General features: G+C 35.4%; 15 protein-coding genes. 14 read left to right on the forward strand and 1 reads right to left on the reverse strand.

The features are described 5' to 3' along the window. Positions 1–3 precede the first annotated feature (3 nt). Complete coding sequence (locus BUB90_RS09310; protein WP_073286523.1) at positions 4–447, forward strand: DUF4358 domain-containing protein; 444 nt, start codon at positions 4–6, stop codon at positions 445–447. Between the two features lie 153 nt (positions 448–600). On the opposite strand, the gene BUB90_RS09315 is transcribed toward BUB90_RS09310, so the two are convergent. After that, positions 601–1,092 (reverse strand): hypothetical protein, encoded by a 492-nt coding sequence (locus tag BUB90_RS09315; protein ID WP_073286526.1) that lies wholly within the window; start codon positions 1,090–1,092, stop codon positions 601–603. A 259-nt stretch (positions 1,093–1,351) separates the two neighbouring features. On the opposite strand from BUB90_RS09315, the gene BUB90_RS23500 reads away from it, so the two are divergent. The 13 genes from BUB90_RS23500 to BUB90_RS09375 all read left to right on the forward strand — a co-directional run bounded on the left by BUB90_RS23500 (position 1,352) and on the right by BUB90_RS09375 (position 16,046). Then, positions 1,352–1,522 carry a hypothetical protein gene (locus BUB90_RS23500; protein ID WP_170865471.1) on the forward strand — a complete coding sequence of 57 codons (171 nt, stop codon included), beginning with the start codon at positions 1,352–1,354 and terminating at the stop codon, positions 1,520–1,522. 228 nt (positions 1,523–1,750) lie between these two features. After that, complete coding sequence (locus tag BUB90_RS09320; protein ID WP_073286529.1) at positions 1,751–1,939, forward strand: hypothetical protein; 189 nt, start codon at positions 1,751–1,753, stop codon at positions 1,937–1,939. Between the two features lie 35 nt (positions 1,940–1,974). Further along, positions 1,975–3,186, forward strand: coding sequence for an RtcB family protein (locus BUB90_RS09325; protein ID WP_073286533.1), 1,212 nt, complete (start codon positions 1,975–1,977; stop codon positions 3,184–3,186). A 268-nt stretch (positions 3,187–3,454) separates the two neighbouring features. After that, complete coding sequence (locus BUB90_RS09330) at positions 3,455–4,393, forward strand: N-acetylmuramoyl-L-alanine amidase family protein (protein ID WP_073286536.1); 939 nt, start codon at positions 3,455–3,457, stop codon at positions 4,391–4,393. A 20-nt stretch (positions 4,394–4,413) separates the two neighbouring features. Further along, a complete protein-coding gene (locus BUB90_RS09335) occupies positions 4,414–6,600 on the forward strand; it encodes a carboxypeptidase regulatory-like domain-containing protein (RefSeq protein WP_073286539.1) in 2,187 nt (728 codons plus the stop codon). Between the two features lie 77 nt (positions 6,601–6,677). Next, a complete protein-coding gene (locus BUB90_RS09340; RefSeq protein ID WP_073286542.1) occupies positions 6,678–7,448 on the forward strand; it encodes a GNAT family N-acetyltransferase in 771 nt (256 codons plus the stop codon). Between the two features lie 393 nt (positions 7,449–7,841). Then, positions 7,842–8,180: a helix-turn-helix domain-containing protein gene (locus BUB90_RS09345; protein WP_073286545.1), complete on the forward strand. Its 339-nt coding sequence runs from the start codon at positions 7,842–7,844 to the stop codon at positions 8,178–8,180. 115 nt (positions 8,181–8,295) lie between these two features. Continuing rightward, positions 8,296–11,640: an SNF2 helicase associated domain-containing protein gene (locus tag BUB90_RS09350; protein ID WP_084139175.1), complete on the forward strand. Its 3,345-nt coding sequence runs from the start codon at positions 8,296–8,298 to the stop codon at positions 11,638–11,640. 229 nt (positions 11,641–11,869) lie between these two features. Then, positions 11,870–13,066: a DUF429 domain-containing protein gene (locus BUB90_RS23505; RefSeq protein WP_242952516.1), complete on the forward strand. Its 1,197-nt coding sequence runs from the start codon at positions 11,870–11,872 to the stop codon at positions 13,064–13,066. Between the two features lie 247 nt (positions 13,067–13,313). Next, positions 13,314–14,411 (forward strand): HRDC domain-containing protein, encoded by a 1,098-nt coding sequence (locus BUB90_RS09360; RefSeq protein WP_073286551.1) that lies wholly within the window; start codon positions 13,314–13,316, stop codon positions 14,409–14,411. Positions 14,412–14,570: 159 nt separating this feature from the next. Next, entirely contained in the window at positions 14,571–14,891 is a 321-nt protein-coding gene (locus BUB90_RS09365) for a hypothetical protein (protein ID WP_073286555.1), read from the forward strand. Between the two features lie 66 nt (positions 14,892–14,957). Then, complete coding sequence (locus tag BUB90_RS09370) at positions 14,958–15,479, forward strand: GAF domain-containing protein (protein WP_073286558.1); 522 nt, start codon at positions 14,958–14,960, stop codon at positions 15,477–15,479. A 120-nt stretch (positions 15,480–15,599) separates the two neighbouring features. Then, positions 15,600–16,046, forward strand: a complete 447-nt coding sequence (locus tag BUB90_RS09375) for a metallophosphoesterase family protein (protein WP_073286561.1) — start codon at positions 15,600–15,602, stop codon at positions 16,044–16,046. Positions 16,047–16,158: the final 112 nt, after the last annotated feature.

Below are 16,158 nucleotides of genomic sequence, written 5' to 3' on the forward strand. Positions count from 1 at the left end.
TTTATGAAACGAATAATTTTATTGATCATGATGGCAGCACTATTAACAGGTTGTGGCAAGAAAGAGGTAACCAATATTAAGCCTGACGATATAGCAAATCGTCTATTGAAGGAAGTGACCTATGGTGGGAACATGGATCAGATGAATGATGATATGATTGCAATCTTATATGATGTGAATGCAGAAGATGTTAGCAAACAAATCGTATATTGTAGTACGGATGCCACTGCTGATGAGATTGCTGTTTTTGAAGCAACATCAGAAGATGCAGCGAAACGTGTAGAAGAAGTGGTAAAACAAAGAGTGACGGATCAAAAGGCAAGCTTTGAAGGTTATGAACCAAAGGAAGTTGAAAAGTTAGAGAAGGCAATTGTTAAGAGAGTAGGAAAGGTAGTTGTTTTGAGCGTCTCTAATGATAGCGATAAAGCAAATGAAATATTAAAATAAAAAACTACGTAATAATAGCATAGTAATGAAAGAGCAAGCAATATGAAACCTAGATAATTAGGAATACATATTGCTTGCTCTTTCGAATATGAGCTAGGTTGCTATAGACAATTAGTAGAGAGAATTTAGATTAGTTTGCCTTAGTTACTAATCCTATAACTTTACTTCTTGTTCAGAGAACCCATCTTCTTCTGCTATAGATGGAGGTGTCATAGAATTATGTTTTGGTTTGTCAGCAATCTTGGTCATTGTAACGGTCTCGTTACCTTCGGAATCTGTAGTTGTGATCTTCAGATAGATGGACCCATCTGGTCCAACAACATATTCTCTAACCGAATCACCTTCAATCTTTTCACCACTTCTGGAGGAATTTGAAGATCCACTAGTAGATGCTATATCTTCCTCTGTTGGAGCGTTTGGATCTTCACCGTTTTCTTGTTTGGTAGCTTTGATTTGTTCCATGATATTACCATAGGTTTCAGAAGGAATAATAGCTGAGGAATCTTCGATGGTACTTATGTAAGAATCTCTATCAGAATCCGCATTCGCATTCGTGGTTTGATTGGAATTCTCATTATACGTTCTTTGTAGTGTGCTTTGTGCCTCAATCGCGTTAAGGCGTTGTCTTAACGATTCAATAGTCATAGTATGACCTCCTATTTTTCGTGTGTACATCCATGTAATAGTGGGAAAACATCCTATTTTCTATACTACATATCGGTATAAATATTTGTTTTATTATACAGTTCACAGAAACTACATACAAAGTTCACAAAGAAAAATGTAAAATGAGTATAATGTAAATGGAAGTATTTACCGATACTATATATAGCATTATCTTATATAAGGATAAATTATATGACGTAATGTGAATCTATAATTAAAATGAAAGGAGGATATTGTCATGTATCAAAATAGTTTACGTAACCAAACAAGTGTATTACAGGATTGTAGTGCATATACTAAAAGAATAATTAACTGGAAAACATGCTATAGAGATCAAAATTATTGTGAACATAACAATAGAATCCAATCTATAGAACAAGTAAGTTTAATTGAAATTAACGGATATTAAGTTGTAGTTTCGATAGCAAGGTTTTCTAGTTATTTAGTAGAATCATGCTATCGGCTGAATAGGATATAGGGATAGGTAAGCCGATTACTAGATGCGATAAGCGTGTAGTAGTGGGCTTTTTTGTTTCAAAATTAAACTATAGAATATGTATATTTATGAAAGTTACTTCATGTATTAAAGAAGAAAATTAAATTGTTATGGAGATAGCATAGCAAGGAGGCATATAAGATGGCGAAATATAGAGAAACAGTATGCTTGTATTATGTTGCATTAGGGGAATGTAAAAAAGGTAGAGATGCGTGTCATGAGCATTATTGTCAAAAATGTAATAAATATTACCCTAGAGCAAAAGAAAGGCATATCAATCAGAAAAAGAAAAGTATACAAGATTTAAAGAAAAATGAACGATATGATTAGTGGAATTACAGAGATTAAGGAGAATAGATTGAGATATGATTATAATAGAAGGCAAGTATAACATAGCGAAAGTTTTCACAGATGTAGTGGAAGAAACTGCATTGTCACAGATTAAAACATTATGTGATCAGGAATTCGTGAAGGATTCAAAGCTTCGAATTATGCCTGATGTGCATGCGGGAGCAGGTTGTACTATCGGGACAACCATGACGATTAGAGATAAGATTGTTCCGAATCTGGTTGGAGTGGATATTGGATGTGGTATGGAAACCATTCAGGTTAAGAACAAACATATAGAATTACAGAAGTTAGACAAATTAATCTACGAAGAGATACCATCTGGTTTCAATATTCGAAAGAAGCCACATAAATACAACGATGAAGTTGATTTAACTGCTCTTAGATGCAGGCTAGATGCTAAAATCAATATAGCAAGAGCGCAGATGTCACTTGGAACCTTAGGTGGAGGAAATCATTTCATAGAAGTGGACCAAGATGAGGAAGGAAACTTGTATATCGTTGTTCATTCAGGCTCAAGACATCTTGGACTTGAAGTGGCAAATTACTATCAAGAACAAGCCTATCGTTCATTGAACCAAAACACGGCACAAGATATCTACCACCTTGCAGAAGAATATAAGGCAGTTGGAAAAGATCATGAAATTCAATCTGCCATCAAAGCGTTGAAGAAGCAAATTAAGACTGAAATTCCAAAGCAACTAACCTATGTATCTGGTAGGCTAATGGAAGATTATATACATGATATGAAGATTGTTCAAAGATTTGCAATGTTGAATCGTAAGGCAATGATGGATGTAATCATTAAGGGGATGAAACTCAAAGTAGTAGAGGAGTTCACAACAATCCATAATTATATTGATATTGAAAACATGATACTAAGAAAAGGTGCTGTGTCAGCTACAAAGGGTGAGAAGCTATTAATTCCTATTAATATGAGAGATGGTTCTCTGATTTGCATTGGTAAGGGGAATCCAGATTGGAATCAATCTGCACCACATGGAGCAGGTCGTTTAATGTCAAGAAAGCAGGCTAAGAATGCCTACACCGTATCGGAATTTAAGAAAGAGATGAAAGGAATCTATACGACATCCGTTAATGATAAAACTTTAGATGAGTGCCCTATGGCATATAAAGGTATGGAGGACATTGTGAGCAATATAGCGGATACGGTTGAGATTATGGAGGTGATTAAACCAATCTATAACTTCAAGGCTGGAGAAGAGTAGTTAAATGTAGCATAGAAAATGTATAAGTATAAAAACAATGCAATTTTTATTTAAGTTGCATTGTTTTTTTTGAGAGGGATTGCTTAATTAAATTGATTTAGTGACTTAAGGACCTAATAACTTAATGACTTTATTAGGATGATAAGATTATGACGAAAAGAACGAAAAATTTAACAAGATATCCCTAAAGAATAAACAAAATGTTTAATTATGATATAAAATATGGTATAATTTGGACTAAAATGTGTTAATAAGAAGGGAATTCTAGATGAAAAAAGGGTGGGATAAAAAATTAGTTGTAATAATGATAGCTACATTACTTATTAGTGTTACTTTGAGTGGATGCAATAAGAAGAAAACGGTGGAAGACAAGAGCATAGGCAATGAATCGGAAGTAGAGGAGATAGTAAGCGAGAGTAAAGAAGATGTAGATATTACGAATGACACAGAGGAGAAAGAAACAGAAGATAACACAAAAGATAAGAATAGATTAGAAGGTTACATAGAGCAAGAAGAAAATAGTAGGCAAGTAGAAGATATGGAACAAGAAAATACTATGGAATCAGATGAGGAAACGAAAAAGGTAATTGTTATAGATGCAGGGCATCAGGCAAAGGGAAATTCAGAGAAAGAGCCAATCGGACCTGGAGCGACGACTGAGAAACCCAAAGTAAGTTCAGGAACACAAGGGATTAAGACCAAAGTTCCAGAATACAAAGTGAATTTGCAGGTCTCATTGAAATTAGAGAAGATATTAACCGAAGCAGGATATGAAGTGATTATGATAAGGACAACCGATGAGGTTAACATATCGAATTCAGAACGTGCAACGATTGCCAATGATAATAATGCAGACGCCTTTATACGAATACACTGTAATGGATCTGAAGATTCAAAGGTTACTGGTGCATTAACCATATGCCAAACGAAGGAGAATCCATTCTGTGGAGAAGCATTATACAAAAGCTCATATACATTGGCGAGAGAGGTACTAGATGCATTATGCGAAGAAACAGGTGCCAATAGTAAAGGGATTATGGAGACCGATACCATGAGCGGAATTAACTGGTGTAAGGTTCCAGTTGTTATTGTGGAGATGGGCTACATGACCAATGAAAAGGAAGATGAACTTTTGAATACAGGTAGCTATCAAGACCAATTAGCAACGGGAATAGCGAATGGGGTAATGAGTTATCTAGAGGATTGATAAGAGGGGAGACATAAGATATGTTTTGTGTGAAATGTGGAACAAGGATTCCAGAAGAAAGTAATTTTTGCCCGAATTGTGGTGCTGAGGTTAAGAAAAGTAGTAGTGTAGAAGATAGTATGAATTCACCTTTGATGGTAAGCGAACCAGTACCTCAGATGCAAAGCCAACCAGTACCTCAGGTGCCGAACGAATTAGCATCACAGATACCGGGCGAGCAATCGCCACAGTTGATGAATGATCATATTGTAGCAACAGTACCACAAGAGGAGGTAAAAAAGAAGAAAACAACGGTAATTGTTGCTTTCGTATTAGCTGTAGTAGTTTTAGTAGTAATGTTAATAATGGTAATAATACTATTTACAAATAGAGATAAGGCAACTCAAAAAAAAGAAGAAGAAACACTCCATGTAACGAATGAGGATACCGTAGCAGATACACAAGAAGAGGAACCAGTGATCTTAGATGAAATCGATACTAATGCGGAAGGGGAAACGGAAGAGGAATCAGTTGTTGAGACCGAAGAAACAAAGTTCATTAGCATGATAAGGGCACTGAATGAATCAGATGCTTCTCTTGAGAAGATAGATGTATATGAAGATAATTATGAACCAGAAGACCGAAAGAGTAGTTATCAATGGAATCCAGAATTATTCTACTCTTTGGAAGATATTAGCCCAGATAGTTACGAAGACGGTCTAATCAACGGATATATGATAGAAAAAAAGCAGTTATTAAACGCAGATACGAATAACCTAATGGAGTATGAGATTTATCGGAATCTGGAAACTGACACAGTGAATAAGATTGTAAGTATTGAATATAAGGAAGATATATTGGAAATTACAGATTATTATTATACGGACAATGGTAAAGTAAACTTTGTATTCGTAAGAGAAGATACCAATTATGTACCTTCTTATGCGATTCCTTCTAAATCTGGTCGAAGGTACTATTACAACAAAGACACTTTGGTGAAGTGGCGTATTGTAGAAGATGGAGAGCAGAAGAACTTTGTTGCAGGGAAAGAAGAAAAGGAGCGCGGTGGTAATTCTGGTAAGGTAATCTTATATAAGGATTTAAGTGAAGAGAAACAAACGAATTATAATAAGACAGAGAAAAAGATGTTAAATGCGGCATACAATACATATAAAATTGCACTAGATGCACAGGGATTAAGTAACATCATAGGCTATGTAACAGATACATCAGGGCAGCCACTTAACGGGGCAACGATTCATCTATATTCAGAGGATTATGAAACAGAAGTATATAGTTGCAATGTGGATACAGAGGGAAAATACGCAATTGTAATCCCATCGCAAGAGAGAGGTTACCGTATTGAAATAACGAAAGAAGGATATGTAACTACAGTGCTATATGATATTCAACTGAATAAACAATTAATTGGCGTCTACCAAGAAACCATCTGCTTGGTTGAAGATAATATGAATACGGATTGTAATACCCAGTTGGTAGTCTGTGATGCTTTCAATAGGGCTTATGACTACGAGGGAATGCTTCGTATAGATAATGCAACAATTAGGATTCGTAAGGGTGTTAATAACAAGTACGGAGAAATCTCAGGGAATGCTAAAACTGACTCGGATGGAATTGTATATTTGCTTCTGAAGCCAGGAATGTATACCGTAGAGGTAAGTAAACCAGGATATGCAGTCACGTATTATACCATAACGGTTGTACAGAACAACATGATGATTACGATTAATACAACACCTATCTTAAATGATGGTGAAATACGAATTGTACTAACGTGGGAGGATACCCCAAGAGATCTCGATTCCCATCTATTTACACCATATGATAGCACCAGTGGAGATACCACCTATCACATATGGTATGGTAACTCATGGGATAATAACGCGAACAATCTTGATGTTGACGATGTAGACGGATATGGACCAGAGACGATGACCATTAACAATCTAGGAAATGGCTTATACAAATACTACGTAGCTGATTATACAAATTGTAGCAATGGATATACAGACTCAGAAGAGATGTCCTACTCTAACGCAACAGTAGATGTCTATAGTGCAGATGGACTTGTACAAACGTTCCATGTACCAACTAATCGCCCAGGGGTTATCTGGGAGGTGTTCGAAATCCGAAATAAAACTGTTGTACCAATTCAGAGATATTACAATAATCTGGATAACAAGACTTGGTGGAATAATGAGAAGTAAGGAGTCAGGTACATTATTATTAGAGTAGTTACAGTAGAAACAGAAAAACATTCTGAAGAGATAAAGGGGGGAATATTATGATTAAAATTAATGATTCTGATAGAAGTAACCTAAGTAAGCTTTGTTCCATCAGAAAAGACGATAACTTACTACAATGGTTTCTTGAAGGAAACCCATACTCTGCTGCATGGGTAGATGATGTTATGAATCCAGAAGTAGCAATCATCATAGCTGCTGATTTTTGCTATCTCTTGGGGGAAGTCAAGCATCCTGCTAAAATAGAACAGATTTTGGAAGAGAATGCCCGTCATAAGATAATTATTCCATGCGGAACACATTGGGGTACATATTTGAATGATTACATGTCCAAAAAAGTCCGTTGTTATAGTAGATACGCGATAAAACATGAACCTAATGTTTTTGATAAGAGTAACTTAGATCAATTAATTCAGAAACTTAATCCTGTATATGAAATAAGACAAATAGATGAAGACATATACAAGGAAGTTCTTGGTATAGATTGGGCAGCTGACGGATGTTGTTTTTTTAGGTCTTATGAGGATTTTAAGAAAAATGGCTTGGGATATGTTATAGTAAAAGATGAACAAATTGTATGTATTGCATCCTCGTATACTTCATACAGAAATACAATTGGAGTAACGATAGGAACATTAGATGAATACAGGAGACAGGGACTTGCAGCGGCTTGTGCGGCTACTTTAATCTTGGAATGCCTAGAAAGAGGTATCTACCCTGAATGGGAAGCATCAAATATGAATTCAGTAGCTTTATCAGAAAAATTGGGATACCATTTTGATAAGGCATTTGATGTCTATTCTCTTGTATAAATTCCTAAGCAGGTGCAACAGTAGGTGCCAATGTATTCATAGGACAAAGAAAAAGCTGAGATAAATACTCAGCTTTTTCTTTGTCCTAGCACGATCATATCGAGAAGGGATTCCCGTACTTTTTTAATAGGATGCGTTGCTATAATAAGGACTGAAAAGTATGATGTTTAAGTATATCGCGTTAGGGGAGTTTAATGTTTGGGGTTAATAGTTGAGAATTATATGTAGAAGGTTGAAACATTTTAATAAACAATAAATTGTGGTATAAACTCAACGAATTAATCACAAACTAACAATATACTTGTACTTATTATATAATACAACAATGCTGTTAGTCAACTTCTTTTGCATTTATTTTTATTGTATAATTGCCACTAGGAAGGTGAATACATTATGGACATAGGAAATAGATTGGCCAAGCAAAGAAAAAAATATGGATATACGCAAAAACAACTTGCTGATAAACTGAACTTATCACAGCAAATAATTAGTAATATTGAAAGAGAAGCTTCTGCACCGGACATACATTTCCTAAAGGCAACCGCTGACTTATATAAAATTACGATTGATGAATTAATAGGTAGGGAAGCAATTTATGAAACAAAAAGTAGTACAGAAAAGCAAATCTTAGACGTAGTTAGAGAAATGAATGACTATGAAAAAGAATTGAGTTTAGGGCTTGTGAATCAGATCGTTCAGAATAGAAAAAAGAATAAGGATAAGAATAGATAAAAGCATTGCGATTTTTGATAAATTGCAATGCTTTTTGTAGTTATATATACATTGTACATGTTATAATGTATATATATTATGAAATAAAAATAACGTATGAACAATAGGTGAGAATATGATTTATAATAAAAACAATATGCAAGGAGACTTTGAGCGAGCAGCCTTGCAAGCGGGTAAAGAACTTTATGAGAATCATCGGGTTACCATAACACATTTTCAAGGCTTTTACTATGAAAACAGTACCGATATTGTATATGAAGTACATGCTAAGGTACAAGGAGATTCAAAGAATGTATTCGAGGTTCAATTTCTTTTGCAGCATTCTTGCATCTCAGGTGAGAGATGTTGTTGCTCACAGAAAGAGAATAGCTATGTTCCTTATTGGGATCTTGCAAGAAGACGTTGTAGACATATTGCGGCAACCATGTTTGAACTGATGGATTACGTGCAAGAGCATCCTGATTGTATCGAAACAGACTGGAAAATGGCTAATATGATTATTGGCTATCAAAACGAATCCATAGCGAAAACATTGGTCTCTACGGATGAAAAGATCCTACTAGAGCCTATTATAGAGAAGAATGGTGAGGAATACAGAGTACTTTTTAAAATCGGCAATAAGAAGAAGTATGTAATTAAGAATCTATACGAATTCGTTGATGATATACAATCAGGTGCAAAAGTAGCCTATGGGAAAGATCTAGAAGTGGTACATCATATAGACATCTTCGAAGAAAAAAGCAAAGAACTTGTGATTTTTATCTTGGCAAAGGTGGCGGAGACGAGAACATTCTTAAACGAAATTAACTATTACAATTATGGTAGACTTCCAAAGAAACGCCATATTACGTTAACACCTAGTGTGCTTGATGACTTCTTTCAGATTATGGAAGGCGAAACAATTACAATGGTGGATAAAGAAGTGGAATCGAAGAAAGAGGGAACGAAACAGATTCAATTGGTTAGGGAGAATCCCAAGGTACCAGTAGTAATCGATCGATTCTCTCCTTCTGTATTATTTGGTGCAGATGACGTTATGAAACCAAAAGACTTCGCGGGTATTACCGTATCAGTTCAAATAGATGGCTATATGCAAGGAAAACAATATGCCTATGTCTTAATGTCGGACAAACTATTTAGAGCGGATGAAGATTTTAAGTATGCTATGCAATCTTTCCTTAAAACAGTTGATAAGAATGGTAAGCGAGATTTTATCGTAGGAGAATTTGTTGCAGGATTTTATCAACAAGTTTTAAATAAGATACGCAACTATATCGATTTGCAAGAATATGATCATGAAGAAATTGCGGCAGCCCTTCCACCAGATCCAGTATTTGAAATCTATATGGACAAAGTGGAAGAGAATGTATTCTGTGAGGTAAAGGCTAGTTATGGAGAAGAGTCGTATAATATATACGATGAGTGTGAAGCGCATCAAAAAATATGCAATCAAACAGAGGAATTTCAAGTAGCAGCAGTCGTGAATCGTTATCTACCATATCGAGATGAGAAGCAGGTGATGAATCATTGTGGAAATGATGATGAAGTGATTTATCGTTTACTAGATGAGGGAATCGAAGACTTAATGCAATATGGTCAGCTGTTTATCTCAGATGGACTACAAAGAATGAAGATAAATGCAAGTCCAAAGATTTCAGTTGGTGTATCTATAAATCATAATCTGCTAGATTTAACCATTGATTCTAGTGAAGTTGATTTTCATGAATTGCAAGAAATATTAAGTAGCTATCGAATGAAAAAGCGTTATCATAGATTAAATAACGGCAATTTCCTTCAATTAGAAGACAATTCATTAACTGCTCTTAGTGAATTAATGGAGAGTACGCATCTATCGGTCAAGGATTTGACTAAAGGTAAGTTGCATATACCGGCTTATCGTGCCTTGTATTTGGATAAAATCTTACAAGAGAGCGAAGGAATCCATTACGCTAGGGATAAAAAAGTGAAGGAAATGCTTCGAAACTTCAAGGCTATTGAAGAGAGCGAATTCGAAGTTCCAAAAGAACTTGAAGATATTCTACGCCCTTATCAAAAGGTGGGATACCAGTGGTTGCGTACGATGGAAGCGTATCAATTCGGTGGAATCTTAGCAGATGATATGGGACTCGGTAAAACAGTGCAGATGATAGCCGTTTTATTATCAGCAAAGTTAGAAGGAAAAGAGGGAACAAGCCTAATCGTTTGTCCAGCATCCTTGATTTATAACTGGGAAAACGAATGCCATCAATTTGCACCAGCTTTACAGGTAAAAGTGGTAGCAGGAACAGTGGAAGAACGAACGAACTTATTGCGTGACGTAATTGAAGAAAAGGAAAAGGTGGATGTCTTAATCACCTCTTATGACTTGTTAAAACGAGACATTGAGCAGTATGAATCTATACCATTTTTATACGAGATTATTGATGAGGCCCAGTACATCAAGAATCAGGCGACTATGGGAGCGAAGGCGGTAAAGATTATCAATGCCAAGATCAGGTTTGCCTTAACTGGAACACCAATCGAAAATCGACTAAGTGAGTTATGGAGTATATTCGACTACTTAATGCCAGGATTTTTGTATCGATATGAACAGTTCAAGAAAGAGATGGAAGTACCAATTACAAAGAGACAGGAAGAAGATGTAACGGTAAGACTCAAGAAAATGGTTGCGCCATTTATCTTACGACGATTAAAGAAAGATGTATTAAAAGACCTCCCAGACATATTAGAGCAAGTTACGTATGCTAAGATGGCAAAAGAACAACGTTCCATCTATGAAGCGTATACCGAGAAGGTAAGAGCGGGGTTAGCGGGGCAAAGTAAGGAAGAGTTTGCTTCTAGTAAACTTAAAATCTTAGCGGAATTAACTAAACTACGTCAAATCTGTTGCGATCCAACCTTACTATATGAAAACTATGAAGAGGAATCGGCAAAACTAGCTACTTGTATGGAATTACTTCATAACGCTGTGGATGGCAACCATAAAGTACTGTTATTCTCACAATTCACCTCCATGCTTTCTATTATAGAGGAACGGTTAAAACAAGAAGGAATTACGTATTATAAGATTACAGGAGCAACGAAGAAAGAAGAGCGAATTCAACTAGTAAACAAGTTTAACGAAGATGATACGACAGTATTCCTAATCTCATTAAAGGCAGGAGGAACGGGTCTTAATCTAACCGGTGCGGATATTGTAATCCACTTTGACCCATGGTGGAATGTAGCAGCACAAAACCAAGCGACCGATCGTGCGCATCGAATTGGCCAAAAGAATGTAGTAACGGTATTCAAACTCATCATGCAAGATACCATCGAAGAGAAAATCATGAAGATGCAGCTGGCTAAGAAAGACCTTGCGGATCAGATTATTAGTGAGGATACGAATCAATTGCAGAATATGACGAGAGAGGATTTTGAGGAGTTGCTGGGGGAGGGAATATGTGTTTTAACTGTCTAATGCTATTAGTCATCTGTTGGATAGTGAATAGGAATAGAGTTATATAGCAATTAAATAATGATCATAAGGAAAGGCATCTATGATAATTGATAATGAAAATCCTTAAATGTTATGTTTTACCATGTAGTCAGGAGGAATTTCAGTAGATGTTTTCACTTAAAAAATTATTATAAGTCTTTAGGTAGGATTCGATTAGAAAGGAAGAACAATGCAAGGATATAACTGTATAATGGTATACAATGAAAAACGAGATAAACTATTATTTTGTAAGCGTATAAAAGAACCCTACAAAGGATTATTCAATTTTGTTGGAGGAAAGATAAATCCAGAAGAAGATGGTTTTGCAGCAGCATATCGTGAACTATACGAAGAAACAGGAATCAGTGAGAAAGAGATAGAATTGAATCACATGATGGACTTTACTTATTATAATCAAGACTGCTATGTAGAAGTCTATGTGGGATATCTGAGGCGGGAAGTTGAATTGAAGGTAGAGCTCCATCCCCTATACTGGTTAGAATTGAATGAAGATTTCTTCAACACAAGTAAATTTGCTGGGGAGGGCAATATTGGTCATATGGTTGAACAGGTGGTGCAGTATGGAAGCGGTGTTAGTGGAGAGCGAGATTCAGATAGGGCCTCCATTAATAAGGATAATTCTTTGACTACAAAATCGTTACCGAGTGAAGATATGAATCAACTAGGAACACTAGATAAGAACAGCTTATCAATTGGAGTAGACGGTTGCAAAGGCGGCTGGATTGTAGCAAGTATAGACCATGGTACATTAAAGATTGAGAAGAAGACTTCCATAGAAGAAATTGTCACATACTACGATGGATTTGATTATTTCTTAATTGATATGGTAATCGGCTTGCCAAGTGGCAAAGAGCAAATCAGACCAGATATGTATGCGAGACAGATTATAAAAGAACGTACCTCAACCATATTCCCAGTTCCATGTAGGCAAGCAGTCTATGCAGAAAGTATAGCAGAGGCATACGAAGAAAATGTACGTGTGTTAGGTAAGAAATTTACTCCATTAACGGTAGGAATTTTGCCAAAGATGCAAGAACTAGATACCTTCTTACAAGAACATGAAGAGTATAAGAATGTAATTCTAGAAAGTCATCCTGAGGTATGCTTTGCACGTCTGAATGGAAAGACGGTACTATCGAAGAAATCGGAGTACGAAGGATTGGTTGAACGTGTACAGATTCTACAAAAGTATTTACCGCGACTGAATGCGAATGATCTAATGCAAATGGCAAAGCAAAATCGTTGCAATGTGGACGATATTGTAGATGCAATCTGTTTAGCTATAACAGCGAATCTAGCAAAACAAGGGTTATGCGAGGTTATACCAGAAGAACCGATGATAGATGAGACTGGACTTAAGATGCAGATGGTGATTGGGAAAGTATAAAAGAAGGAATTCAATAATTAGTGTTACTATCTGTGCATTTATATTGAGATACTGTTTTAGTTATAAATCTCCTTTTAAAATATAAGGGAGGTACTTGATGGGGGGAGCAATTATCAAGTTGGATATTCCAGAGTGTATCTAATCTACTATCGGGTAAATACAACTAACATGACGATGTTCGACAAACTTCTAATATCTTCTTTGTTATACTTGTAAATATATGTTATTGAAGATAAAGGAGATGAATATGGGATTATTAAATAGGTTAAAGGAACCTGTTTTTCTAAAAGAAAGTAGTGACGCGGAAGTACAATTATATACATTAAAAGCTTTGGAACCAAGATTGAATAAAGAGGGACAAGCACTAATAAAGCAGGATATCCAGTGCCTTGAATATGGTATCGCTGGTGAAAAGAATATTGCATATGAATTGAGAAATAGTCATATGCCTATGTATATATTGCATGATATTTATCTAGAGTCGGGAGATCTAACAGCCCAAATTGATTATCTTGTAATTACAAGAAAGTTGTGTTTTGTAATCGAATGTAAGAATCTGTACGGAAATATTGAAATCAATAGTGCAGGAGATTTTATCCGTGAAATGGAAATTGGAAGATATAAGCAGAAAGAAGGAATATACTCTCCAATTACGCAGAACCAGCGACATCTTGAGTTAATGAAGAAAATTAAGGTGGAGAATAAGAGTAATATTCTTTCAAAGTTCATGTGTGAAAGGTATTTCGACTGTTTCAATAAATCAGTAATTGTGTTAGCAAATCCTAAAACTGTGTTAAAAGCAAAGTATGCAAAAAAAGAGATAAAGGATAAAGTAATTCGTTCAGATCAATTGGTAAAGTACATTAAGGATATGAATGAACGGTCAAAAGAAACAGCAAATTCAGATAAAGCGCTCATGTCTTGGGCACAATCATATCTGAAATTGCATAAGGATGTGCGAAAAGATTATACGGAAAAGTATGAGAAGTATAAATTAAAGGAAGAAATAGAAGGTGATACGATACATATAATCCCTATGATAGAGGAAGCTGCAATTTCAGTTATGTCGGAAGATAATATTAATGGAATGGAAGAAAAAACAATGGAAGAAAAAACGATAGAAGAAACAGCGATATACAAGGAATTAAGAGAATATAGATTAAATAAAAGTCGTGAAGAGATGGTGAAACCATATTTTATTTATAATAATAATCAATTAGTGGATTTGATTTCTAGGATGCCACGAGATAAGGGAGAGTTGAAGAAGATAGCTGGATTTGGAGAGGTTAAGGTTGAGAAATATGGAGACGATATCATAGGGATTGTGGGGAAGTATGTTGTATAAGTAGGTTCAATATAGCAAGAAGAGTATAAGTACTTATATAGGTACTTTATGTAAAATAACTTAATAATATAATTGAGTAAATGACCTAAAAATGGCATAATAATAACAAATAAGGAGTCGCAATTTGTAGCAACAAATATTATTTCGGTAGGTGAATATATGGAAAAATACATATTAAAGTATTGGTTCGAACATGGAGGTACATGTTTATGGTCTGCAAATGATTATGCACGAGAAAAATTTAACTATCCTATAGTTAATGAAAAGCTGCCAATATCAAAGGATATAGTAGAGGAATTATATACCCTTGAAGAAGTATATCATGGATATCTTGATTGGGATTGTCCATCTAATCCTTCTCCTTGGACTTCAGAACAAAAGCAAAATTTTATTAACCGAGCAAATACAGCATATCGCAAACTGATATCAGAATTAGGTAATAATTTTGAAGTTATTAATGATATAATTAATTGCGTATAAAATGATATTTCACACTAAGAATATGCACAAATTAAATTGATTAGTTATAAATACATGGAGGATAACATGCAAGAACCTAACAATATATACCCAGACAATAAGCAAGAGATGTATCAGCTATTAAAGGAACAGATGAAAGCTATGTTAGAAGGAGAAAAGGAGGTGATCGCTAATCTTTCTAATTGTTCTGCTCTATTGAATGAAGCCCTTACAGATATTAATTGGGTAGGGTTTTATCTTATGAAGCAAAATGAATTAATACTTGGTCCGTTCCAAGGTAAGTTAGCTTGTATCCATATACCAATAGGAAAAGGAGTATGTGGAACTGCTGTGAAAACGAAAGAGATTCAATTAGTTAAAGATGTTCACGAATTCCCAGGACATATCGCCTGCGACAGCGCCAGCCGATCAGAGATTGTAATACCACTAATGTTACAGGACAAAGTCATTGGTGTGTTAGATATTGATAGCCCAAGCGTAGCAAGATTTGATGAAGTGGATGCAAAGGAGTTGGAAGAGATTGCTCAACTTATATTAGAGGGTTGCGCATGGGAGATTGAGATTCGATACGACTTTAAAAGAGCTTAAACCAGAATGTTTTCGTTCAAGTTCGTATAGCAAGCTTTCTTACTGGTATGAAAATTGTTTTATATAAAATTCAGGATTGAAAAGCAAAGTGTATTTATAAGTAATAAAAAGGAGAACCACATGACAACCATATCCATACTATCCGACACCCACGGACTACTCCGTGAAGAGGTAAAACAACAACTAAAAAACTCTGACATAATTATTCATGCAGGAGACATTAACACACAGGGTATCGTAGATGAACTTCGTAGCTTTGCACCACTCTACATCGTCAGTGGGAATAATGACAAAGAATGGGCAAGAGAACTTCCCGCATCGCTGTTGACAACTATTGAAGAAGTACGTATTTTTATTGTGCACAACAAGAAGGATATACCGAAAGATTTATCAGATGTAGATCTTATTATATATGGACATTCTCATAAGTATGATGACAAGGAAGTGGATGGAGTTAGAATGTTTAATCCGGGAAGCTGTGGAAAGCGTCGGTTTGATCTTGAGATTACCATGGCGCAAATGATTATAGATAAGAGTTCGTTCTGTATTGAAAAGATTAAGATATAGAAATAGTTATACTCACTTTTTTGCTTTCCGCTATTCCCTACAAAATCTAATAATTCTAAACTATCTCCGGAAACTCTATGTCTTTTCGTTATTACAGAATACCATTAATACA

Source organism: Anaerosporobacter mobilis DSM 15930 (genome assembly GCF_900142955.1).
Taxonomy (GTDB): Bacteria; Bacillota; Clostridia; order Lachnospirales; family Lachnospiraceae; genus Anaerosporobacter; species Anaerosporobacter mobilis.